This window comes from Massilia sp. CT11-137 (genome assembly GCF_047302885.1).
Taxonomy (GTDB): Bacteria; Pseudomonadota; Gammaproteobacteria; order Burkholderiales; family Burkholderiaceae_D; genus Telluria; species Telluria orientalis.
Genome location: NZ_JBKYMP010000001.1, coordinates 2,413,898 through 2,435,683, shown reverse-complemented (window position 1 = coordinate 2,435,683; position 21,786 = coordinate 2,413,898). Strand labels below are relative to the sequence as shown.

Annotated in this window: 28 protein-coding genes; 9 read left to right on the top strand and 19 right to left on the bottom strand. The window is 66.1% G+C overall.

Features of this window, described 5'->3' with window-relative positions:
- Nucleotides 1–177: 177 nt before the first annotated feature.
- Nucleotides 178–804: a glutathione S-transferase family protein gene (locus ACEN98_RS11005; protein WP_413384242.1), complete on the bottom strand. Its 627-nt coding sequence runs from the start codon at nucleotides 802–804 to the stop codon at nucleotides 178–180.
- A gap of 193 nt (nucleotides 805–997) precedes the next feature.
- Here ACEN98_RS11005 and ACEN98_RS11000 point away from each other — a divergent pair, with 193 nt between their 5' ends.
- Genes ACEN98_RS11000 through ACEN98_RS10985 form a run of 4 tightly spaced genes read left to right on the top strand, consistent with a single transcriptional unit; the run spans nucleotide 998 to nucleotide 3,302 of the window.
- Nucleotides 998–1,567, top strand: a complete 570-nt coding sequence (locus ACEN98_RS11000) for an RNA polymerase sigma factor (protein WP_413384240.1) — start codon at nucleotides 998–1,000, stop codon at nucleotides 1,565–1,567.
- Nucleotides 1,564–1,995: a DUF3619 family protein gene (locus tag ACEN98_RS10995; RefSeq protein WP_413384238.1), complete on the top strand. Its 432-nt coding sequence runs from the start codon at nucleotides 1,564–1,566 to the stop codon at nucleotides 1,993–1,995. The genes ACEN98_RS11000 and ACEN98_RS10995 overlap by 4 nt, the downstream gene beginning before the upstream one ends.
- Before the next feature lie 3 nt (nucleotides 1,996–1,998).
- Complete coding sequence (locus ACEN98_RS10990; RefSeq protein WP_413384236.1) at nucleotides 1,999–2,763, top strand: DUF3106 domain-containing protein; 765 nt, start codon at nucleotides 1,999–2,001, stop codon at nucleotides 2,761–2,763.
- Between the two features lie 29 nt (nucleotides 2,764–2,792).
- On the top strand, nucleotides 2,793–3,302 hold the full coding sequence (locus ACEN98_RS10985; protein ID WP_413384234.1) for an RDD family protein: 510 nt from the start codon (nucleotides 2,793–2,795) through the stop codon (nucleotides 3,300–3,302).
- Here ACEN98_RS10985 and ACEN98_RS10980 read toward each other — a convergent pair whose 3' ends face one another.
- Together ACEN98_RS10980 and ACEN98_RS10975 are read right to left on the bottom strand one after the other, a co-directional pair.
- Nucleotides 3,303–3,794, bottom strand: a complete 492-nt coding sequence (locus ACEN98_RS10980) for a thioredoxin family protein (RefSeq protein WP_413384232.1) — start codon at nucleotides 3,792–3,794, stop codon at nucleotides 3,303–3,305. It lies immediately after the preceding gene.
- A gap of 10 nt (nucleotides 3,795–3,804) precedes the next feature.
- Nucleotides 3,805–4,497, bottom strand: a complete 693-nt coding sequence (locus tag ACEN98_RS10975; protein ID WP_413384230.1) for a cytochrome c biogenesis CcdA family protein — start codon at nucleotides 4,495–4,497, stop codon at nucleotides 3,805–3,807.
- A 173-nt stretch (nucleotides 4,498–4,670) separates the two neighbouring features.
- Between ACEN98_RS10975 and ACEN98_RS10970 the strand changes: the two genes are divergently transcribed.
- The 3 genes from ACEN98_RS10970 (at nucleotide 4,671) to ACEN98_RS10960 (ending at nucleotide 7,250) form a co-directional block, all read left to right on the top strand.
- Entirely contained in the window at nucleotides 4,671–5,411 is a 741-nt protein-coding gene (locus tag ACEN98_RS10970; protein WP_413344763.1) for a response regulator, read from the top strand.
- Complete coding sequence (locus ACEN98_RS10965) at nucleotides 5,408–6,718, top strand: ATP-binding protein (protein WP_413384228.1); 1,311 nt, start codon at nucleotides 5,408–5,410, stop codon at nucleotides 6,716–6,718. Before ACEN98_RS10970 ends, ACEN98_RS10965 begins: the two co-directional genes overlap by 4 nt.
- A gap of 61 nt (nucleotides 6,719–6,779) precedes the next feature.
- Nucleotides 6,780–7,250 carry a MarR family winged helix-turn-helix transcriptional regulator gene (locus ACEN98_RS10960; protein WP_413384226.1) on the top strand — a complete coding sequence of 157 codons (471 nt, stop codon included), beginning with the start codon at nucleotides 6,780–6,782 and terminating at the stop codon, nucleotides 7,248–7,250.
- 3 nt (nucleotides 7,251–7,253) lie between these two features.
- Here ACEN98_RS10960 and ACEN98_RS10955 read toward each other — a convergent pair whose 3' ends face one another.
- Nucleotides 7,254–7,859: a TetR/AcrR family transcriptional regulator gene (locus tag ACEN98_RS10955; RefSeq protein ID WP_413384224.1), complete on the bottom strand. Its 606-nt coding sequence runs from the start codon at nucleotides 7,857–7,859 to the stop codon at nucleotides 7,254–7,256.
- A gap of 83 nt (nucleotides 7,860–7,942) precedes the next feature.
- Between ACEN98_RS10955 and ACEN98_RS10950 the strand changes: the two genes are divergently transcribed.
- Nucleotides 7,943–8,680 (top strand): 3-oxoacyl-ACP reductase family protein, encoded by a 738-nt coding sequence (locus ACEN98_RS10950; protein WP_413384222.1) that lies wholly within the window; start codon nucleotides 7,943–7,945, stop codon nucleotides 8,678–8,680.
- 5 nt (nucleotides 8,681–8,685) lie between these two features.
- Here the strand turns inward: ACEN98_RS10950 and ACEN98_RS10945 are convergent, their stop codons facing one another.
- The 13 genes from ACEN98_RS10945 to ACEN98_RS10885 form a co-directional block, all read right to left on the bottom strand.
- Nucleotides 8,686–9,636, bottom strand: coding sequence for a hypothetical protein (locus ACEN98_RS10945; protein WP_413384220.1), 951 nt, complete (start codon nucleotides 9,634–9,636; stop codon nucleotides 8,686–8,688).
- A gap of 69 nt (nucleotides 9,637–9,705) precedes the next feature.
- Complete coding sequence (locus ACEN98_RS10940) at nucleotides 9,706–10,425, bottom strand: RNA pseudouridine synthase (RefSeq protein ID WP_413384218.1); 720 nt, start codon at nucleotides 10,423–10,425, stop codon at nucleotides 9,706–9,708.
- Nucleotides 10,425–11,459 carry a low-specificity L-threonine aldolase gene (gene ltaE / locus ACEN98_RS10935; RefSeq protein ID WP_413384216.1) on the bottom strand — a complete coding sequence of 345 codons (1,035 nt, stop codon included), beginning with the start codon at nucleotides 11,457–11,459 and terminating at the stop codon, nucleotides 10,425–10,427. The genes ACEN98_RS10940 and ltaE overlap by 1 nt, the downstream gene beginning before the upstream one ends.
- Nucleotides 11,456–12,361, bottom strand: coding sequence for a class I SAM-dependent methyltransferase (locus ACEN98_RS10930; RefSeq protein WP_413384214.1), 906 nt, complete (start codon nucleotides 12,359–12,361; stop codon nucleotides 11,456–11,458). Before ACEN98_RS10930 ends, ltaE begins: the two co-directional genes overlap by 4 nt.
- The gene (gene iscX, locus ACEN98_RS10925) at nucleotides 12,348–12,542 is read right to left on the bottom strand and encodes a Fe-S cluster assembly protein IscX (RefSeq protein ID WP_036230754.1); all 195 of its coding nucleotides are present in this window, start codon (nucleotides 12,540–12,542) and stop codon (nucleotides 12,348–12,350) included. The genes ACEN98_RS10930 and iscX overlap by 14 nt, the downstream gene beginning before the upstream one ends.
- Before the next feature lie 16 nt (nucleotides 12,543–12,558).
- Nucleotides 12,559–12,897, bottom strand: coding sequence for an ISC system 2Fe-2S type ferredoxin (gene fdx, locus ACEN98_RS10920; RefSeq protein WP_413337702.1), 339 nt, complete (start codon nucleotides 12,895–12,897; stop codon nucleotides 12,559–12,561).
- Nucleotides 12,898–13,106: 209 nt separating this feature from the next.
- The gene (hscA, locus tag ACEN98_RS10915; RefSeq protein WP_413384212.1) at nucleotides 13,107–15,011 is read right to left on the bottom strand and encodes a Fe-S protein assembly chaperone HscA; all 1,905 of its coding nucleotides are present in this window, start codon (nucleotides 15,009–15,011) and stop codon (nucleotides 13,107–13,109) included.
- A gap of 172 nt (nucleotides 15,012–15,183) precedes the next feature.
- Entirely contained in the window at nucleotides 15,184–15,699 is a 516-nt protein-coding gene (gene hscB / locus ACEN98_RS10910) for a Fe-S protein assembly co-chaperone HscB (RefSeq protein ID WP_036230761.1), read from the bottom strand.
- Nucleotides 15,700–15,715: 16 nt separating this feature from the next.
- Entirely contained in the window at nucleotides 15,716–16,039 is a 324-nt protein-coding gene (iscA, locus tag ACEN98_RS10905; protein ID WP_025511908.1) for an iron-sulfur cluster assembly protein IscA, read from the bottom strand.
- 107 nt (nucleotides 16,040–16,146) lie between these two features.
- Nucleotides 16,147–16,545, bottom strand: a complete 399-nt coding sequence (iscU, locus tag ACEN98_RS10900) for a Fe-S cluster assembly scaffold IscU (RefSeq protein ID WP_413384210.1) — start codon at nucleotides 16,543–16,545, stop codon at nucleotides 16,147–16,149.
- A 30-nt stretch (nucleotides 16,546–16,575) separates the two neighbouring features.
- On the bottom strand, nucleotides 16,576–17,832 hold the full coding sequence (locus tag ACEN98_RS10895) for an IscS subfamily cysteine desulfurase (protein ID WP_413384208.1): 1,257 nt from the start codon (nucleotides 17,830–17,832) through the stop codon (nucleotides 16,576–16,578).
- Complete coding sequence (gene iscR / locus ACEN98_RS10890) at nucleotides 17,832–18,329, bottom strand: Fe-S cluster assembly transcriptional regulator IscR (RefSeq protein ID WP_413384206.1); 498 nt, start codon at nucleotides 18,327–18,329, stop codon at nucleotides 17,832–17,834. The genes ACEN98_RS10895 and iscR overlap by 1 nt, the downstream gene beginning before the upstream one ends.
- A 356-nt stretch (nucleotides 18,330–18,685) precedes the next feature.
- Nucleotides 18,686–19,447 carry a uracil-DNA glycosylase gene (locus ACEN98_RS10885; protein ID WP_413384204.1) on the bottom strand — a complete coding sequence of 254 codons (762 nt, stop codon included), beginning with the start codon at nucleotides 19,445–19,447 and terminating at the stop codon, nucleotides 18,686–18,688.
- Nucleotides 19,448–19,599: 152 nt separating this feature from the next.
- Between ACEN98_RS10885 and ACEN98_RS10880 the strand changes: the two genes are divergently transcribed.
- A complete protein-coding gene (locus tag ACEN98_RS10880; protein WP_413384202.1) occupies nucleotides 19,600–20,058 on the top strand; it encodes a CBS domain-containing protein in 459 nt (152 codons plus the stop codon).
- Between the two features lie 32 nt (nucleotides 20,059–20,090).
- Here the strand turns inward: ACEN98_RS10880 and maiA are convergent, their stop codons facing one another.
- Nucleotides 20,091–20,735: a maleylacetoacetate isomerase gene (gene maiA, locus ACEN98_RS10875; RefSeq protein WP_413384200.1), complete on the bottom strand. Its 645-nt coding sequence runs from the start codon at nucleotides 20,733–20,735 to the stop codon at nucleotides 20,091–20,093.
- Nucleotides 20,732–21,757 (bottom strand): fumarylacetoacetate hydrolase family protein, encoded by a 1,026-nt coding sequence (locus ACEN98_RS10870; protein WP_413384198.1) that lies wholly within the window; start codon nucleotides 21,755–21,757, stop codon nucleotides 20,732–20,734. The genes maiA and ACEN98_RS10870 overlap by 4 nt, the downstream gene beginning before the upstream one ends.
- Between the last annotated feature and the right edge of the window lie 29 nt (nucleotides 21,758–21,786).

The following is a 21,786-nucleotide window of genomic DNA, read 5'->3' as shown; positions in this document are numbered from 1 at the left end:
CTTTGTGTGACAAGCTGGCTTGACAATAAGCTTCGGGGGTGCAAAGCGTTCCATACCTTACTGCGTTGCACCATTCTGGTCAAGATAAATAATTATTTTTTCACGACATTTGCCCGCGTTTGGGGCCGCATGGTGGGCACAGGGTGCCCACCCGACCGATCGACACCAGACGCCGGCTCAAGCGGTATCGTCCGGCAGCCACGCGCGGGCGGCGGGGCGCGCTTCCAGCCGCGCCATCCACGCGGCGATGGCGGGATAAGCGGGACGCTCGCTCATCGGCGTCTTGCGCCAGCGGTGCGCGGACAGGCCCAGCACGACGTCGGCCAGCGAGAACGCCCCGCCCGCCACATAGTCGCCGGCCGTTTCCAGGTGCCGCTCGAGCAGGCCCATCTGGCGATTCCAGCCGGCGATGCCGGCGGCGATCTGCACCGGATCCTGGTGCGCGGGGCTGCCCCGCAGCAGGCCCATGAACGCGTAACGCCACGCATTGTTCAATTCCGTCGCCTGCCAGTCCATCCACTGCTCCACCTTCGCGCGGGCGAGCGCCTCGGCCGGCAGCAGGCGGCCATCGCCATGGCGCGTGGCCAGGTAGCGGCAGATCGTGTTCGACTCCCACAGCACGACGTCGCCATCGACCAGCACCGGCACCATCGCGTTCGGATTCAGCGCGAGGAATTCCGGTTCCTCCGTGGAGCGGAAGCCGCTGCCCCAGTCTTCGCGCTCGAACGCGATGCCGAGTTCGCTGGCGGTCCACAAGACCTTGCGGACGTTGATCGAGCCTGCCTTGCCGAGGATGCGCATCATCCGATTGCCTCCGTCACGATGTCGATTCAGCCATTTTAAAAGCAAAATGGCAACTTTGTTTGCAGACACCCCGGGAAACTACGTACATGCCAGCCTGCCGGTTTCGGGTGCGGTCATCCATAATTTTTGCTAGCATTCGACAGTTTTCCGAAAAGCCACAGGCAACGTACCTGTGGCGCCCACCACTTATCGCATGGCCACTGATAAAGAACTCAACGACTTCCTCGAGAGTGTCGAGCGGCGCGCCTTCAAGCAGGCGGCGTACGCGGTCCGCAAGGACGAGGCAGCGCTCGACATCGTTCAGGACGCCATGATCAAGCTCGCGGAGAAATACGGCGACAAGCCCCTGGCCGAATTGCCGATGCTTTTCCAGCGCATCCTGCAGAACACCATCCTCGATTACTTCCGCCGCGAAAAGGTCAGGAATACCTGGGTCAGCCTCTTCGGAGGCCTCGGCCGCCGGGACGACGACGACGAGGATTTTGATATACTGGCATCTTATGAGGCCGAAGAAGGAACGTCCGCCGCGGAGTCGAGCGCGGATCAGGTCGAACGTGCGGAAACCCTGCGCCTGATCGAGGAAGAGATACAAAAGCTCCCGGCGCGTCAACGGGAAGCGTTCCTCATGCGTTACTGGCAGGACATGGATGTGGCCGAGACGGCCGAAGCGATGGGATGCTCCGAGGGCAGTGTAAAGACGCATTGCTCTCGCGCTACGCATTCTCTGCAGAAAGCCCTGGAGGCCAAGGGAATTAAATTATGAACACCGACGACATCAACCTGGCGTACAAGATCCGCCATGCCCTGAACGAGAACCTCGACAACCTGCCGGCCTCGACGACCGACCGCCTGGCCGCCGCGCGCGCGGCCGCGCTCGCACGAAAAAAAGCGCATGCCGCCGATGCATCCGTGCGCGCCAAGCAACAGCAGCGTGCGTCGTTCGACCTGGGCGCGCTGTTCTCGATGCAGTGGATGGCGCGTGCCGCCGTCGTCGCGCCGCTGCTGCTGATGGCGGCCGGCATGGTCGGCGTGTACCAGTACGAACGCGAGCAGCGTGCGGCCGAGCTGGCCGAGCTGGATGCGGCCGTGCTGTCCGACGACCTGCCCCTGACCGCTTACACCGACCACGGCTTCAACGCTTACCTGGCGCAACAGCAGCAAGCACAGCAACAGCCGCAGCGAGCCCAGTAAAGGATGACGGCTAACAAGCTCAAGGTTGCCGGCGCCGCCGCCGCCGTCGTGCTCGTTGGCGCGGCCGCACTGACCCTCCATCAGCAAGGCGGCTTCCTTCCCGCATCAGGCCCGGCCACGCGTGACGCGGCGGCCGACGCTGCGCCTGCCCAGCCCGCCAAACCGGCCACCGGCAGCCACAAAGGCGGCGACAAGTCCCTGTGGCGCAGCCTGACGCCGGCCCAGCAGGTGGCCCTGCAGCCGCTGCAGGGCGAATGGGACCAGATGGATGGCGTGCGCAAGCAGAAATGGCTGCAGCTCGCGAACCGCTTCGCCACGCTGAAACCGGAAGAACAGCAGCGCGTGCACGAACGCATGCGCGCATGGGCCAAGCTGACGCCCGAGCAGCGCGAGCTGGCGCGCGAAACCTATACGCGCACCCGCAAGATCGCCCCCGAGCAAAAGAACGCCACGTGGGAAAGCTACCTGCAACTGCCGGAAGAACAGAAAAAGAAACTGGCCGCCTCGGCCACGGCCCGCAAGACGCCCCGCGTCGTGCCGTCCCAGGCCAACGGCAAGGTCGTCGCACCGCTGGGCCAGGGCGCGACGTCGTGCCCGGCCGGCATGATCAAGAACACCGTCTCGGCCGCCCCGCCGTGCGTGACGCCGCCGCCGCCCCCGGCGCCCGTGCAGCCCGCGCCGGTGCAGCCGCCCGCCAATCCCCAGCCCGCACCGGAGCCGGAAAAGCAGGTCCCGGCCAACTGGGGCATCACGCCGAACAACGCCTAGACAGGATCGCCATGCACGACACCCCTAGCATGACTCCGACCATAAAGCGCCGCCTGACCGCGATGGTCTACGAGACCTTCCTGTTGCTGGCGGTGGAGATGCTGGCGGTGGCGCTGTTCCTCATCGTCACGCGCAACAATCACGCGCCCGTGTTCCAGTACGCGATGAAGGTCTGGCTGTTCATCGTCACCGGCGCGTATTTCACCTGGGGCTGGACCAACAGCGGCCACACCCTCGCGATGAAGACGTGGCGCATGCAGGTCGTCACCGCCGGCGGCGCGCGCCTGCCGCTGACGACGGCCATCGTGCGCTACCTGCTGGCCTGGGGCTGGTTCCTGCCCGCCCTCCTCGCCTGCACGGCACTGGGCCTGAAGGACAAGGCCCAGATCGGCACGGCCATCGCGGTCGGCGTGCTGGCGTGGGGTCTGACAGCCTTCTTCGACCGCGACCGCCAGTTCCTGCACGACCGCCTGGCCGGCACCCGCCTGGTGCAGCTGCCGAAGCCGGTGAAGACCGGCGCCCCCGTCGAAGCGGCGTAATCACTGCTGCGCCAGCAGCTTGCGGATCGTCGCCTCGGTCTGCGCATAATCCCCTTCGCCGAAGTGCGTGTAGACGACTTCGCCCTTCTTGTCGACGAGGTAGAACGCCGGCCAGAACTGGTTGTTGTACGCGCTCCAGGTGGCATACCGGTTGTCCTGCGCGACCGGGAAAGAAATCGCGTTGCGTTGCACGGCCGTCTTGAGGTTGTTCAGGTTGCGCTCGAAACCGTATTCCGGCGTGTGCACGCCGACGACGACCAGTCCCTGGTCCTTGTACTTCTGGTGCCAGCCTTTCACGTACGGCAGCACGTGCTGGCAGTTGATGCAGTCGTAGGTCCAGAAATCCACGAGCACCACCTTGCCGCGCAGCTGCCGCATGCTCAAAGGCGCGCTGTTGATCCAGTTGTCGATGCCCGCGAATTCCGGTGCGGGTGCTGCATGTGCGCCGCCGGCGATGACAGCGGCAGCGAGGATGAGCGAACGGATTTTCATGGAGAACTCCTTACAGGGTTGGGAAGATGGACGGGACGTGCGCGGCGATCTGCGTGTCGACCTGGAACCAGATCGCGGCCGCGCTGGCCAGCACGAGCACGCCGAACGCGCGCTGCAGGGCCACCGCATGGCGGGCCACGCCGCGCACCCGCTGGACGATGGCCTGGCCGCCGTGGATCAGCGCCAGCATCGGCAGCGCGGCACCGAGCGCGTACAGGCCGACGAGCTGCGCGGCTTTCCCGGGATCGTGCGCCCGCACGACGAGGGCGAGGATCGAGGCGAGGACGGGACCGGCGCACGGCGTCCACACGGCGCCCAATGACAGGCCCAGCACGAACGCGCCGCTCTGCTTCGGGACGGCGCCGGTGCCGCGCAGCTTCGCCCACAGCGGGCGGACGGCGTCGACGAGCAGGTCCCATGGCCGCGGCCAGATGCGCAGCAGGCCCGACACACCCAGCAGCACGATCGCGATATTCCGCAGCGTCTCCTGCGCCAGCTGCGCCGCGCTCGACACGGCGCTCAGCGCCAGCGCGAACGCGGAAAACGACAGTACGAAGCCGGCCACGATCATGAGCGGACGGCGGCGGCTCGACTGTTCCACGGTCGCGCCGAGCAGAAACGGCAGCACGGGCAGCACGCACGGCGACGCCACCGTGGCCAGGCCGGCCAGCAAGGCAAGCGGGGATTCGATCGGGTTGGTCATGGGAGCCTCCTTGTTGTGTGAGACGCCATTGGACGCCCGCGGTGTGTACGCGATGTGTCCGCAACCTCCCATTTTTGTCAGGCCATGTGTCCTGTCCGGCCACCGACACATTCGGACATAATGACGCCGCGACGTCGCGCTACAGTAGCCCTGCAACCAACGGAGGAGAACCCATGAACGAGTCCGATCACGTCCTGGTCGTCGACGACGACCGCGGCATCCGCGAACTGGTCGGCGCCTATCTGGAAAAGCAGGGGCTGCGCGTCACGCTGGCCGCCAACGGCCGCGAGATGAGAAACGCGCTGATGCAGGCGACGCCCGACCTGATCCTGCTCGACATCATGATGCCCGGCGAGGACGGCCTCACTTTGTGCCGCGAACTGCGCGCGGGGAAGCACCGCGCGGTTCCGATCGTGATGCTGACGGCGCGCGACGACGAGACCGACCGCGTCGTCGGCCTGGAACTCGGCGCCGACGACTACGTGCCGAAGCCGTTCGCCGTGCGCGAACTGCTGGCCCGCATCCGCGCCGTGCTGCGCCGCACGCGCATGCTGCCGCCGAACCTGCAGGTGACGGAGGCCGCGAAACTGATCGCGTTCGGCGACTGGCGCCTCGACACGGTCGGCCGCCATTTGCTCGATGCGGACGGCGTCGAAGTCGCGATGAGCGGCGCGGAATACCGCCTGCTGCGCGTGTTCCTCGACCACCCGCAGCGCGTGCTGTCGCGCGACCAGCTGATGGGCCTCACGCACGGCAACGACGCGGAATTCTTCGACCGCTCGATCGACCTGCTCGTGAGCCGCCTGCGCCAGCGCCTGGGCGACGGCGCGCGCGAGCCTCGTTACATCAAGACCCTGCGCAACGAGGGCTATGTGTTCTCGGCCGAGGTGACGATCCTGGAAGGCAGGACATGAAACCGCGGTCGGCCATCCCTTGGCCACGGAGCCTGTACGCACGCCTCGCATTGATCCTGTTCGCGGGCCTCGCAGTCGCGCAGGGCCTGTCCGTCGCGCTCACGTTCACGGAACGCGACCAGGCGACGACGAACCTGATGATGGGGTATGTGGAACGCGAAGTCGCAAGCTCCGTCGCCCTGCTCGACCTGCTGCCGGCGGCCGAGCGTCCGGCCTGGCTGCCGCGGCTCGCGCGGCGCAGCTACCGCTTCATCCTCGGGCCGGGCGAAACGGTGGGCGCGATGCCGGACGAGAAGCTGTCGGCGCAGATCGCGCACTCGATCGAACAGGGCATCGGCCGCAGCTATCCGCTGTCCGTGAACGGCCTCGGGAACGAGGGCCGCATGCAGGTGCACCTGCGCCTGTCGGACGGTGCGCCGCTGACCATCGACGTGCTGCCGATGCGCGGCGTGCCGCTGTCGCCATGGCTGCCGTACATGCTCGCGGCGCAGCTGGCGATCCTCGCCGCGTGCTGCTGGTTCGCGGTGCGCCAGGCCGTGCGTCCGCTGCGCGTGCTGGCCGAGGCGGCCGACGCGCTCGGCCCGGACCTGCGCCCCGTCGAGCTGCCGGAACGCGGCCCGTCGGAAGTGCTGCGTTCCGCGCGCGCGTTCAACGCCATGCAGAAGCGTATCGCCGCGTACGTGGACGAGCGCGTGCGCATCCTGGCCGCCATCTCGCACGACCTGCAGACGCCGATCACGCGCATGCGCCTGCGCGTGGACATGATGGACGACGAAGCCCAGCAGCCGCGCCTGCGTGCCGACCTGGAAGAGCTGCAAGGCCTCGTCAAGGACGGCATCGGCTACGCGCGCGCGATGCACGGCGAACGCGAGCCGGCGCGCGCCATCGACCTCGACGCCCAGCTCGACAGCCTCGTGCTGGATTACCGCGACGCGGGCAGCGCCGTGAACCTCGAAGGCCGCATCGGCGCACCGGTGCACACGCGCCCGAAAGCGCTTCGCCGGATCATCGGCAACCTCGTCGACAACGCGCTGCGCTACGGCGGCGGGGCCGACATCGTCGTCGGGCGCGACAGCCAGGGCGCAGTCCTCATCCGCGTGCTGGACGACGGTCCCGGCATCCCCGCCGGGCAGCTGGAAGCGGTGTTCGAGCCGTTCTTCCGGCTGGAGGCATCGCGCAACCGCGACACGGGCGGCACCGGGCTCGGCCTGGCGATCGCGCGCCAGCTCGCGGGGAGTCTCGGCGGGACGCTCACCTTGCACAACCGGCCGGAGGGCGGGCTGGAGGCGCGGCTGACCCTGCCGTGACCTGCACGATTGGTGGATTTCAAGTACGATAATCGTTATCGCGATAATTTCCTGGATAATCATGCCTGACGATAAAGACGCCCGCGCCCAAGCTGCCCGCATGGCGGACTTCATGTGCTTTGCCATCTACTCGACCAATCTGGCTTACTCGCGCGTGTACAAGCCCGTGCTGGACGCGCTGGGCCTCACCTATCCGCAATACCTGACGATCATCGCGCTGTGGGAACAGGACCGGCAGACGGTCAAGGCCTTGAGCGAAAAGCTGTTCCTCGAGCCGAGCACGGTAACGCCGATGCTCAAGCGGCTGGAAGCAATGGGCTATGTGCGCCGCGAGCGCGACAAGGAAGACGAGCGCAACGTCCGCATCTCGCTCACGGACGCGGGCCGCGCGCTGCGCGAGAAGGGATTGGGATTCGGCAAGCAGACGGTCGCCGCGTCCGGCCTCGGTCCGGAAGAATTCCCGCAGCTGCAGAAGGCCATCGTGCAATTGCGCGACAACCTGATCGACGCGGCGGGCCGGACGGACAGCTGACGCTCAGACTTCCGCGACGGGTGCCGCGCGCGCTTTCAGTGCGGCGATGACGAAATCGACCGTCGTGGCGAGTTGCGCGGCGTCGGCGCCTGCCTTCGCGCTGATGCGCATGCCGCGGATGGCCGTGTGGATGAAGTGCGCGGCCGCCGCCGGATCGAGCCCGGCCGCCAGTTCGCCCGCCTGGCGCGCGCGCGTCAGCACCTCCGCGAAGATGTCTTCCGCCACCCGCTGCGAGCGCTCGACGAGTGCCTGCACGTCGGCGTCGGCTTGCCCGAATTCCGCGATGGCGTTGACGCTGAGGCAGCCGCGTGCGCGCAAGGCCGCATCCGCGCCGGCGATCTCGCGCAGGAACGCTTCCAGTGCGCCCAACGGCGACCGTCCCGCCGCAAGACGGTGCTTCAGCGCCGCGCCACCCGTGTCCGTGTAATGCGCGAGCGCGGCCAGATAGAGCTGCTTCTTGTCGCCGAACGTGTCGTACATGCTCTGGCGGCCGATGCCCATCGCGCGCACCAGGTCGTCCGTGGACGTCGCCTCGTACCCCTGCTCCCAGAACACCCGCACCGCCGCATCGAGCGCCGCGGCCGGATCGAATACCTTCGTTCTCGCCATGTTTTTTAATCTTGACTAGTCAGTCCAGAATGGAAGTATAATCGATTCTCCATTTTGGACCAATCAGTCAAGAAAGGCTCACCATGACCTCCCTCACCGGCAAGATCGCATTCGTCACGGGCGGCTCGCGCGGCATCGGCGCCGCCATCGTCCGCCGCCTCGCGGCCGACGGCGCCACGGTAGCGTTCACCTACGTCAGCGCGCACGACCGCGCGCTGCAACTGGCGGCCGACATCGACGCGGCGGGGGGCCGCGCCCTGCCCCTGCGCGCGGACAGCGCCGACGCGCAGGCGCTGCGGCAGGCCATCGCGGGCGTCGCGGCACAGTTCGGCCGCATCGACATCCTCGTCAACAGCGCGGGCATCCTCGTCCACAAGGACCTCGGCGAGACCACGCTTTCGGACTACGACCGCATCGCCGCCGTCAACGTGCGCGCCCTGTTCGTCGCCACGCAGGTGGCCGCGCCACACATGGGACAAGGCGGCCGTATCGTCAACATCGGCAGCATGGTGGCGGACCGCGCGGGCAGCCCGGGCGTGGCGTTGTACGCGATGAGCAAGGCGGCCGTGGCCGGCCTCACGCGCGGGCTCGCGCGCGACCTCGGTCCGCGCGGCATCACGGTGAACAATGTGCAGCCGGGGCCGACGGAGACGGAGATCGTCGCGGACGAATCCGTACGCGCGTACCTGCGCGCGCAGATCCCGGTGGGGAGGATGGGGCAGGATGCCGAGATCGCGGGGCTGGTGGCTTACCTCGTCGGGAACGAGGCGGGGTATGTCAACGGGGCGTCGTTGACGATCGATGGCGGATTCGTCGCCTGAACGGCTTACCTGCCGTAGCCGCTGGCCTTGAGGATCGCGCCCGGATCGCGCAATTCGATGAGCTCACGGATCGCGGCGCGCTTGTCGGCCGCGCGCGCCACGTACGCTTCGGCGATGCGCATGCCGACCCAGTAGCCGGCCTCGCACGGCCAGCCCTCGGGCGCGGAACCGCAGTTCGCGAACCAGCGGCGGAAATGGGGACTCGCGACCAGCCTGTTGACATCGCCACCGCCCCGGATGGCTTCGCGGTCGCGCTCGAATTCCTGCCATAGCCAGGCTTCCTGCGGACGTGCCCAGGCGTCGCGGTCCTGATGGGGAATCGCGCCCGTGACGAGCGTCGCGAGATAGTCGGCGACGCCCTCCGTCAAGGCCTGGCCCAGAAGGAAATCGGCCAGTTTCGCCGGTGTGTCGCCGTCCTGCCAGGTGTGGACCGTTTCGTGCGCAAAGAAGCCGCGCATCACGGTGCGGAACTGCTCGGGCGTGGTCCCCGGCGCACAGATCACTTCGAGGCCGAGCACCTGCCTGTCGTTGCTGGCGGTGCCGCCCGACGTGCGGGCGCCGAAGACGACGTCGATGGCGGGCAGCGGGCGTTCCGGCACCAGGCCCGCAAACGCGAGATAGATCGCCCGCAGGTCGCTACGCAACGCCGGCAACCGAGGCAGGCACTCGCGAATCGCGTAGCGGTAGCTGTCGGGATGCGCGGCGACCGTCTTTGCCAGGCGCTGCGCGTCGATGATCCGCGGCGCCGGCGTGAAGACCTTGACGCCGGGCCCAGCCCCATCCAGATAACCGCGCTGCAACGCATCGGCCGTCGGCACGGCGCCATCCTGCATGAGACTCGCGAAACGCAGCGCGTCGCGCGCGTCGATGTCGACCGTCAGCGGATCGACGCCCGCGGCCAGGACGACGCCCGTCCATAGCGACAGCACGGGCAGAAGCAGCTTACCGAACTTCATCCATTGATCCTCTCTGTAGCGCCAGGCGCGCGCGACGCAGTGTACAGGAGGGGTTGCCTTTCCGGCAAGTCAGAACCGTTCGGCCTCGTGCAGATACCGCCAGCGGCCAACCGGCAGCTGGCCCAGCGCCACGCGCCCGATGCGCAGCCGGCGCAGCGATGTGACGGTCAAGCCGACCTCCGCGCACATCGCAACGACCTGCCCGGGGCGGACGTCCTTGCCGGCCAGGCGCAGCCGCGCCTCGCTTTGCCAGCTCGCCTTCAGCGGCACGGTCGCCCGGCCCTGCACGCGCATGCTCGCGTTCAGCCGGGCGAGCCCATCGTCGGCGATGGCGCCCGTCACTTCGGCCACGTACTCCTGTTCGACGCGCGCGCCGTCCTCGACCAGCTTGCGCGTCACGCGCCAATCCTGGCTCAACACGAGCAGGCCGCTCGCTTCCGGTTCCAGCGGCGTGACGATCGTCAGCCGCGACAAATGCCGGCGCAGATAACGCAAACCCGGTGCGTTGGGCATTGCGGCCAGCGTCTCGGGCGCGATCAGCGCGAGCGCCCCGGCCGCATCGACGCCGGCCGGCTTGTGCAGCAGGATCGTCACCGGCGCCGGTTCGACGGGTTCGGCGCCCGGCAGCAGCGCCACCGTCTGCGCCGAGGTCACGCGCGTCGCGGGATCTTCGACGACGTCCCCGTCGACCGTCACCCAGCCGCCTGCGATATAGCGTTCGGCTTCGCCGCGCGAGCACGGCACCGTTTCGGCCACGCGCTTGGCGAGGCGGATTCCTTCGTCACTCATTATGCTTTCCAGTCGCGGAAGAACGCTTCGAACGCGGCGATGGTCGTCTTCACATCCACAGCCGTCACGTCCAGGTGTGTCACGAGGCGCGTGTGCGGGCCGATCGAGGCGCGGATGCCCTGGCGGCTCAACGCCTCTGCCAGCTGCGCGCACGCGGCTTGCGGGATCTCCACATAAAAAATGTTCGTCTGCGGCGTCGTCACCGTGAGCTGCTCGATGCGCGCGAGGCCGGCGGACAGGTCGGCCGCATGTTGATGGTCCTCGGCGAGGCGCTCGACATTGTGCTCCAGCGCGTAATGCGCCGCGGCCGCGATGACGCCGGCCTGGCGCATGCCGCCGCCCAGCATCTTGCGCCAGCGCTTGCCCTGCTCGATGAACGCCCTGGGTCCGAGCAGCACGGAACCGACCGGCGCGCCGAGGCCCTTCGACAGGCACACGGACACGGTGTCGAAACCGGCCGCCGCTTCGCGCAGCGAGATGCCCTGCTTGACTGCGGCGTTGCAGACGCGGGCGCCGTCCAGGTGCGTGACCAGGCCCTTCGCATGCGCGAGGTCCGTCGCCGCCTTCACGTAGTCGCGCGGCAGCACGCGGCCGCCGATCGTGTTTTCCAGCGCCAGCACGCGGGTGCGCGCGAAGTGCATGTCGTCCGGCTTGATGTACGCGGCGATGTCGGAGATTGCGATCGAACCGTCCGGCTGGTTGGCGATCGGCTGCGGCTGGATCGAACCCAGCACCGCGGCGCCGCCGCCTTCGTACTTGTACGTGTGGGCTTCCTGGCCGACGAGGTATTCGTCGCCGCGGCTGCAATGCGTCATCAGCGCGATGAGGTTCGTTTGCGTGCCGCTCGGCGCGAACAGGCCGGCTTCGAAGCCGAACAGTTCGGCCGCGAAGTCCTGCAGGCGGTTGACGGTGGGGTCGTCGGCGTAGACGTCGTCGCCGACGGCTGCATCGGCCATCGCGGCGCGCATCGCGGCGGACGGTTGGGTGACGGTGTCGCTGCGCAGGTCGATCCAGCGGTCGTGGTGGTCGCTCATGTCGTTGGCCCGCTTGTCGTTGGTCCGCTTGTCGTTGGCCCGCCTGTCGTTGGTCCGGTATAGAAACGCGAAGAGAGTTCCTCGAGGCCGACTTCGGCCAGCACCTGCTGCAGGCGCTCGGCCGGCCGGCGGCGCGGCAGGTTCTTGTACGTGGCGACGATCAGCTCGTTCTTCATCGAGTGCTCCCAGCCCACCAGTTCCGTGACGGTGACCTGGTAGCCGTGCGCCTCCAGCTGCAGGCAGCGCAGCACGTTCGTGATCTGGCTGCCGAATTCGCGCGTGTGGATCGGATGGCGCCAGATTTCCGTCAGCGCGCTGCGGCCCAGGTCCTTGCCTTTATTCTTGCGCAGCACGGATGCGACTTCGGCCTGGCAGCACGGCACCAGTACGATGTGCTTCGCGTGCTTCTTCAGTGCGAAATCGATGGCGTCGTCCGTCGCCGTGTTGCAGGCGTGGAGCGCCGTCACCACGTCGATCGTGGCCGGCAGCTTGTCGGACCCGGTGGACTCCGCGACGGACAGGTTCAGGAACGACATGCCCGGGAAGCCCAGGCGTGCGGCCAGTTCCGTCGACTTCTGCACGAGTTCCTCGCGCGTCTCGATGCCGTAGATATGGCCGCCGTTCTCCCTGCCCTTGAAGAACAGGTCGTACAGGATGAAGCCGAGGTAGGACTTGCCGGCGCCGTGGTCGACCACGGTCGCACTTTCCCCGACATCCTTCAGCAAGGGCTCGATGAACTGGACGAGGTGGTAGACCTGCTTCAGCTTGCGGCGGCTGTCCTGGTTCAGCTTGCCGTCGCGCGTGAGGATGTGCAGTTCCTTCAGCAGTTCGATCGACTGCCCCGGCTTGATTTCCGGGGCTTGTTGGTAAATCGTGGGGGCTTCTTTTTTAGCGGGCTTCATCTATCCAGGCTGCCTGTATGGCTTCCAATACGCGCTCGCCGCCGCGCGTGCGGTCGTCGTCGAAGCCGTCCAGCGCGACGACCCAGTTATGCAGGTCGACGAAGCGCACGGTGGCCGGATCGACGTCCGGGTGCTGTTCGTACAAGGCCTCGGCGATGGCCGTGACATCGGTCCACTTCATGTGTCCCCCGTCGTGATCAGTGGTTCTCGGCTGCGTGGTTGATCGTGTACTTCGGGATCTCGACGACGAGGTCTTCGTCGGCGATGATGGCCTGGCAGGACAGGCGCGAATTCGGCTCGAGGCCCCAGGCCTTGTCGAGCATGTCCTCTTCCTTTTCCTCCTGCTCGTTCAGCGAATCGAAGCCTTCGCGCACGATCACGTGGCACGTGGTGCATGCGCACACGCGGTCGCAGGCGTGTTCGATCTCGATGTCGTGCTCGAGCAGCGTGTCGCAGATCGACTTGCCGCTCTGGCCTTCGAGCACGGCGCCTTCGGGGCAGAAGACGGGATGGGGGAGGATGACGATTTGTGGCACTTCTTGACCTCTTGTGTTTGTTTGTTCTGGGGTACCGATCTCGGTCCGCCCCCCTAAAACCGTCATCCCCGCGTAGGCGGGGATCCAAGTTGAGTTACCGAAGTCGGTGCACCCGCGATACCGCACACGTTGCGATTCCTGATGCTCAGCTTGGGTTCCCGTCAAGGCGGACGGCCAGTCCGGGAACGACGTTGTATTACCGTTCGAGTTTAAACCTGGTCGAGCGATTTACCCGCCAATACCTTGCGCACGCTCTTGTCCATGCGCCGCGCGGCGAATTCCTCGGTGCCGCGCGCCAGCGCCTGCACCGCGTCGTGCAGTACGTTCTGACGCGAGTCCGCGTCGATGGACGTATCGTTCGAGCGCGCCGCCGCGTCACGCACGTCCTGCATCAGTTGCGCGATCGTGTCCTGCTCTTCGGCGTTCAGCAGTTCGACGTCGGTGTCGAGCGCGGATTGCGTGGCCAGCAGGATGCGCTCGGCCTCGACCTGTTCCTCGCGCAGCGCGCGCGCGACCATGTCCACTTGCGCCGAGTTGTACGAATCCTGCAGCATGCGCGCGACCTCGTCGTCGCCGAGGCCGTACGACGGCTTCACGGTGATCGACGCTTCCACGCCGGAGCGCATCTCGCGCGCCGCGACGGACAGCAATCCGTCCGCATCGACCTGGTACGTGACGCGGATGCGCGCCGCGCCGGCCGCCATCGGCGGGATGCCGCGCAGTTCGAAGCGCGCCAGCGAACGGCAGTCGGACACCAGCTCGCGCTCGCCCTGCACCACGTGCACGGCCAGGGCCGTCTGGCCATCCTTGAAGGTCGTGAATTCCTGCGCACGGGCGCACGGGATCGTGGAATTGCGCGGGATGATCTTCTCGACCAGGCCTCCCATCGTCTCGATGCCCAGCGACAGCGGGATCACGTCCAGCAGCAGCCAGTCGTCGCCGGCCGCGCGGTTGCCCGCGAGGAGGTTCGCCTGGATGGCGGCGCCCAGCGCGACGACCTTGTCCGGGTCGATGTTCGCGTGCGGGATCGTCTTAAAGAAGTCGCCGACGGCACGGCGGATGTGCGGCATGCGCGTGGCGCCGCCGACGAGCACGACGCCATCGACGTCTTCCACGGACACGTTCGCGTCGCGCATCGCCTTGCGCACGGCGTTCATCGTCTTCGCGACGAGCGGCTGCGTGATCTCGGCGAAGGTCTTCGCGGTGATCGTCACCTGCACGACCTCGCCCGATTTCAGGATCGCCTCGACGGTCGTCTCTTCGTTCGTCGACAGCAGTTCCTTGGCCTGGCGCGCCTTGACCATCAGCGTGGCGGTGTCGACTTCCGACAGCGGCGCGAGGCCGGCCTGCTGGGTGATGTAGCAGAACAGGCGCTGGTCGAAGTCGTCGCCGCCGAGCGCGGAATCGCCGCCCGTGGACAGCACTTCGAACACGCCTTTCGACAGCTTGAGGATCGAGATGTCGAACGTGCCGCCGCCCAGGTCGTACACGGCGAACACGCCTTCCTTGCCGTGGTCGAGGCCATACGCGATGGCGGCGGCCGTCGGCTCGGACAGCAAACGCAGCACGTTCAGGCCGGCCAGCTGGGCCGCGTCCTTCGTCGCCTGGCGCTGCGCGTCGTCGAAGTACGCGGGGACGGTGATGACGGCGCCGACGAGTTCATCGCCCAGCGCATCTTCCGCGGTCTGGCGCAACGTGGCCAGGATCTGCGCGGAGACCTCCACCGGCGACTTCACGCCCGCGACGGTTTTCACTTGGACCATCCCGTGACCGCCTTCGCGGCCACCATCGACGAAATCGTAGGGCAGGTTCTCGACGTGGGCGATATCCTTCAGGCCGCGGCCCATGAAGCGCTTGACGGAGACGATGGTGTTCTTCGGATCGGTGGTGCGGGCCGCCATGGCCTTGTAGCCGATGTTGGCGTGGCCGTTCGGGAGGTAGCGCACGATCGACGGCAGCAGCGAGCGGCCGTCCTCGTCGGTCAGCACTTCCGGGATCGAATGACGCACGGTCGCGACGAGGGAATTGGTGGTGCCCAGGTCGATGCCCACCGCCAGCCGGTGCTGGTGCGGCGCGGTCGACATGCCGGGTTCGGAGATCTGCAGTAGTGCCATGGTCGTGTTACCTAATCTTCTTGTTAGATACTGTCGCAAATTGCGTAGGGTGGGCATCCCATGCCCACGCGGATGCCAGCGTATTGCGGGCGTTCGCGTGGGCACAGGGGTGCCCACCCTACGGAACTCGTTCGACGGCACGACAAGGATATCCATCGCGCCGTGTTCATATTCAACTCTCCAATGCCTCGAACGCGTAGTGCAATTCGTCGCCGAATTTATCGAGGAACATCAGCGCCCGCACGCCCTGCGCCGCCTGCGGGTAGTCCCCGGCGTCGAGCAGCTTGCCGACCTGCGCCAGGCGCTGCTTGCGCTCGCCGCGGATGCGCGCATCGAGCTCGTCGAGCGCGCCGGCATCCTTCGCGTCGCGCGCGTCGGACAGCGCTTCGCGCAGCTCCATCTGCTCCATCAGGAAGTCCATCGGCATCGCGGTGTTCGACTCGGTCTGCAGGTCGACGCCATTCAGCTCGCACAGGTAGCGCGCGCGGAGCATGGGACTCTTCAGCGTTTGATAGGCCTCGTTGGCGCGCGTCGCCCATTGCATCGCGACGCGTTTTTCCGCGTCGCTCGCGTTCACGAAGCGGTCCGGATGGACGCGGCCCTGGACCTCGCGGTAAGCCGCGTCCAGCGCGTCCATGTCGACGTCGAACCTGGCCGGCAGCTGGAACAGCTCGAAATGGTTTTGCACGTTCCGGCGCTCCCGGTCAGACGCGGAAGCTTTCGCCGCAACCGCAATTGTCCTTGACGTTGGGGTTGTTGAAGCGGAAGCCTTCGTTCAGGCCCTCGCGGGCGAAATCGAGCTCGGTGCCGTCGATATACGCCAGGCTCTTCGGATCGACGAAGACCTTCACGCCGTGCGATTCGAAGACGGCGTCTTCGGGGCTGGCTTCGTCGACGTATTCCAGCTTGTAGGCCAGGCCGGAGCAGCCGGTCGTGCGCACGCCGAAACGCAGGCCCACGCCCTTGCCCCGGCGTTCGAGGTAACGGTTGATGTGCTTTGCGGCTTTTTCGGTCAGGGTCACAGCCATTTCAAAAATCTCCAGCTTCGTGTGTTGCTACGTCATTTGGTGGGCTCGGGGAGCCCACCCTACGATGGCGGGGCCGTAGGGTGGGCACCCCGTGCCCACCGCACCGATCACGCGGCTTTTTCTTCGGCGCCGTGCTTCTGCTTGTAGTCGGCGACGGCCGCCTTGATGGCGTCTTCGGCCAGGATCGAGCAGTGGATCTTCACCGGCGGCAGCGCCAGTTCCTCGGCGATCTGCGTGTTCTTGATGGCCAGTGCTTCGTCCAGCGACTTGCCTTTCACCCACTCGGTCACGAGCGAGCTCGATGCGATCGCCGAGCCGCAGCCGTACGTCTTGAATTTCGCGTCTTCGATCACGCCGGCTTCGTTCACCTTGATCTGCAGCTTCATCACGTCGCCGCAGGCCGGTGCGCCGACCATGCCGGTGCCGACGTCGTCGGAATTCTTGTCGAACGAGCCGACGTTGCGCGGGTTTTCGTAGTGGTCCAGGACCTTGTCGGAATATGCCATGGTAGTGCTCCTTCGTGTCTGTTCAGTGAATTAGTGGGCGGCCCACTGGATCGAGTTCAGGTCGATGCCGTCCTTGTGCATTTCCCACAGCGGCGACAGTTCGCGCAGCTTGCCGACTTTTTCCTTCAGCAGCTTGACGGCGAAGTCGATGTCTTCCTCGGTCGTGAAACGGCCGATCGTGAAGCGGATCGAGCTGTGTGCCAGTTCGTCGCTGCGGCCCAGGGCGCGCAGCACGTACGACGGCTCCAGCGACGCCGACGTGCAGGCCGAACCCGACGAAACGGCGATGTCCTTGACGGCCATGATCAGCGATTCGCCTTCGACGAAGTTGAAGGAGACGTTCAGGTTGTGCGGGACGCGGTGTTCCATGTCGCCGTTGATGTAGACCTCTTCGATCTCCAGCAGGCCCTTGGCCAGGCGGTCGCGCAGCGCCTTGATGCGCGCGAGCTCGGTGTCCATCTCTTCCTTGGCGATGCGGAAGGCCTCGCCCATGCCGACGATCTGGTGCGGCGCCAGCGTGCCCGAACGCAGGCCGCGCTCGTGGCCGCCGCCGTGCATCTGCGCTTCCAGGCGCACGCGCGGCTTGCGGCGCACGTACAGCGCGCCGATGCCCTTCGGACCGTAGGTCTTGTGCGCACTGAAGCTCATCAGGTCGACCTTCAGCTCTTCCAGGTTGATCTCGACCTTGCCGGTGGCCTGCGCCGCGTCGCTGTGGAAGATGATGCCCTTCTTGCGGCACAGCTCGCCGATTTCCCTGATCGGCTGGACCACGCCGATCTCGTTATTCACGAGCATGACGGAGACGAGGATCGTGTCCGGACGCATCGCCGCTTCCAGCTGCTCCAGCGTGATCAGGCCATTGTCCTGCGGTTCCAGGTAAGTCGCCTCGAAGCCCTGGCGTTCCAGTTCGCGCACGGTGTCCAGCACGGCCTTGTGCTCGGTCTTGACCGTGATGATGTGCTTGCCCTTCGACTTGTAGAACTGCGCCGCGCCCTTGATTGCGAGGTTGTTCGATTCGGTCGCGCCCGAGGTCCAGATGATCTCGCGCGGATCGGCGCCGACGAGCGCCGCGACTTGCGCGCGCGCCTCTTCGACGGCCGCCTCGGCGCTCCAGCCGTAAGCGTGGCTGCGCGACGCCGGGTTGCCGAACTGCTCGCGCAGGTACGGAATCATCTTGTCCGCCACGCGCGGATCGATCGGCGTCGTGGCCGAGTAATCCATGTAGATCGGGAAATGCGGCGCAGTCACGAAGCTCTGCTCGATTTTTTTGTCCAAGGGCGCGTTCATCAGTTCACTCCAATATGCTTAGCTTCAGTATTGTCCGACGGCGCGTGGCGGTGCATCACCACGACGTTCTGTTCTTTCTGCTTCTGCTGGTCGACGAGATCCTGCAAGGTCACCGAGTCGAGGAAATCGACCATCTTCGCATTCAGCGTGGCCCACAGTTCGTGGGTCATGCAGCGCGTGCCGCTGGAGGCATCGGCGCCATGACAGTTTTCCTTGCCGCCGCACTGGGTCGCATCGATCGGCTCGTCGACGGCGATGATGATGTCGGCGACAGTGACCTTGTCGGCGCTGCGCGCGAGGCTGTAGCCGCCGCCCGGGCCGCGCACCGACTCGACGATCTCGTGGCGGCGCAGCTTGCCGAACAATTGCTCCAGGTACGACAGCGAAATAGCCTGGCGCTGGCTGATGCCCGACAGCGTGACCGGACCATTGCCCTGGCGCAGGGCGAGGTCGATCATCGCGGTAACGGCAAAACGGCCTTTGGTGGTCAGACGCATCAGAACCCCGGTTGGTTTTCCAGACAGTGTTAAAATCTTGCTTCTCTTCAACCCGTCACGTTTTCACCTGTCCTGCGGGACGTTGAGAAAAACCTGATTAGTTGATCGATTTAGTCAAGTATAGCGTATTTCGCCAGCCTTTGCTTGGCCCCCTCTTTTTTAGCCGCAGTGCAGCAAACGCAACGACAATTCGGGGTCAGAGCCCTTTTTTTGGCAATGGCTTCCCGCCAAGATTCGCGCCGGCCATTGGCGCTTCGGTCAGCGGACGACATGGTAGCTGCCTCGAAATCGTGGCTGCCCTCATCCAGTCGAATGGCATTGGATCAATTGCGCAAAAATGTGCTCTGACCCCGAATTTAACGGCGGTGCAGCAAATGCATCGGGCCGAACAATGTCTGCATGCCTTCGTGGCGGATGAACGACAGGTTGTACGGGTGCTCGGCGTGGATCTGCGGGAGGCCGGCCGTCTCCGGCACCTTGTTCAATTGCTCCGCGATCTTGCCCCACAGGACCAGCGTCGGCTTGTCGGCCCGTTCCGCCAGTGCGGCGAACACGGCGCGCTGGAACGGTACCCACGCACGCGCTTCCTGGACCGGCGGCACGTGCTTGCGGAACACGAGGGCCGCATTCAATAACAGGAACCCGTGGCCGAGCAGGTTGTCCTGCAGCTCGGCCAGGGTCTGGATCGAGCCATCCGTTTGCGCCGCCTTCGCGACCGGGGCCAATGCCGCGCCGCCCGTGTCGTCCTCGCTCAGGCGGCCCTCGGCCACGAGCAGCATCTTCATGAAGTTGCGCAGCGACGTCGCGCGGTTGACGGGCTTCGACAGGCCCGTCTCCGACCACAATGGTCCGACGGCACCATCCATGAAGCACACGCCGGTCGCGCTCTCCTCGCGCGGATACGGCCCCTCCCCCACGAGCACGTAGCGCACGTTCGGCAGCGGCAGTGCGAACGCCGCGAACAGGCGGCCGCCGGTCGGCAGATATTGATCGTTGGCGAGGTCCGGCAGGTAATCCGGCGTTGCGCGCATCATCGCGTCGAGACCGGTGATCAGATGGGGGCGCCAGGAGGCGTCGGCGCGCTGCGAGGCTTCGAGGATGGGCGCGGGAATGGGCATGGTGTCGTTGCGAGTCAAAGAGCCGCAGATTGTAGCCGAGCCGGCTTCGCACAAGACCTGTATTTACGGACTGTTCCGCGAGTCAACGTAGCGTCCGATCTTCGCGAAAGCGTGCATCATGCATCGCCGTGTGAACATCAGGAGGAGTTCAAATGCAGACCATTCAGGATGTGATGACCCGCGACGTGCAAAGCATTTCGCCACAGGAAACCGTGCAGCGCGCCGCGCAGATGATGGATGAATTGAACGTGGGGTCGATCCCCGTGCTCGATGGCCAAAAGCTCGTCGGCATGATCACCGACCGCGACATCACGGTCCGCTCGACGGCGGCCGGCCAGGCCCCGGATCGGACACGCGTGGGCGACGTGATGAGCACCGACGTGCGCACCTGCGCGCCGAACCAGACGGTGGACGAGGTGCTGGGCCAGATGGGCGACGTGCAGATCCGCCGCGTGCCCGTCGTCGACGAGCAGTCGCAGGAAGTGATCGGCATCGTTTCCCTTGGCGACATGGCGGCCAAGCATTCGGCCGGCATCGACCACACGCTGGAAGAGATTTCCACGCCGGCCGAGCCGGATCGCTCGACGCTTGGCTCGCAGACGCGGCACTGAGCAGCGCCGCGTCTTCGATCAGCCGGTGCGCTTTACTCGGCGTCCGGCTGGTTGGACGGATGCGCCGCCACGAAGGCGGGCAGTTCGATGCACGCCGCGTTGATGCGCGCGATGTTCGGATAGACGGCAACGTCGATGCCGTGGCGCTGCGCATTGAACACCTGCGGCACGAGGAAACAGTCGGCGATCGTCGGCAGGTAGCCGTGGCACAGCGGGCCCGCGCTCGGGTCGCGCGCCAGGTGTTTCTCCAGCACGTCGAGGCCGCCCACGAGCCAGTGGCGGTACCACTGCGTCTTGGTCTCTTCCGACAGGCCGAGGTCCTTGACGAGGTAGCGCAGCACGCGCAAATTGTTCACAGGATGGATGTCGCAGGCAATAATCTGCGCGAGCTCGCGCACGCGCGCGCGGCCGGAAGCATCCTTCGGCAGCAGCGGCACCTGCGGGTATTCGTCCTCGAGGTATTCGAGGATGGCCATCGACTGCGTCAGCGTGATGTAGTCGTCCTGGAAGGTGGGGACGAGACCGCTGGGATTCATCTTGACGTAGTTCTCTTGCAGCTGCTCGCCGCCGCCACGCAAAAGGTGCACCGGAACCGCGTCGTACTTCAGCCCCTTCAGGTTGAGCGCGATACGCACCCGGTATGCGGCCGAACTGCGGAAATAGGTATAGAGCTTCATTCCTTCCTCCCGTGATAGTGTGCTACCTCCTGGTCGATGGCGCCGAACACGCTGGCGCCGTCGGCATCGAGCATCTCGATACGGACAGTATCGCCGAAGCGCAGGAAAGGCGTGGCCGGCGCGCCCTGTTCGATCGTCTCGTACATACGCAGCTCCGCCAGGCAGCAATACCCCACGCCGCCGTTGGCGATGCTCGATCCGTGCAGGCTGCCCTGCTTGTTCGACACCGTGCCCGAGCCGATGATGGAACCGGCTGCCAGTTCGCGCGTCTTCGCGGCGTGCGCGACCAGTTGCGCGAAGCTGAACGTCATGTCGTCGCCCGCGTTGGGACGGCCGAACGGCCGATCGTTCAACGTCACCAGCAGCGGGAGGTGCAGCTTGCTGTCGCGCCAGGCGTCGCCGAGCTCGTCCGGTGTCACGGCCACCGGGGAGAACGCGCTGGCCGGCTTGGACTGGAAGAAGCCGAAGCCCTTTTCCAGCTCCTTCGGAATCAGGTTGCGCAGGGAGACGTCGTTGACCAGCATGACGAGGCGGATGGCCCGGGCCGCCTGCTCCACGGTAGCGCCCATCGGCACATCGCCCGTCACGACCGCCACTTCCGCTTCCAGGTCGACGCCCCACTCCTCGGACAGCACGGCGATCGGGTCGCACGGGCCGACGAAGGCATCCGAGCCGCCCTGGTACATCAGCGGATCCGTATAGAACGACGGCGGCACCTGCGCGCCGCGCGCCTTGCGCACGAGTTCCACGTGGTTGATGTAGGCGGAGCCGTCGGCCCACTGGTAGGCGCGCGGCAGCGGCGACGCGCACTCTTCCTCGATGAAGGATTCCGCCCCGGCGGCCGTGCCGGCATTCAATTGCTCATAGACCTGGCGCAGCTTCGGCGCGACGTGGTCCCAGTCGTCCAGCGCCTGCTGCAGGGTGCGGGCGATCCTGGGGACCGCCTGGCAGGTGACCAGGTCCCGGCTGACGACGACGAGCGTGCCGTCGCGCCCGCCCGACTTCAGGGTAGCGAGTTTCATGGCGTTTCCTTCAACGATTAAGTGTTTCC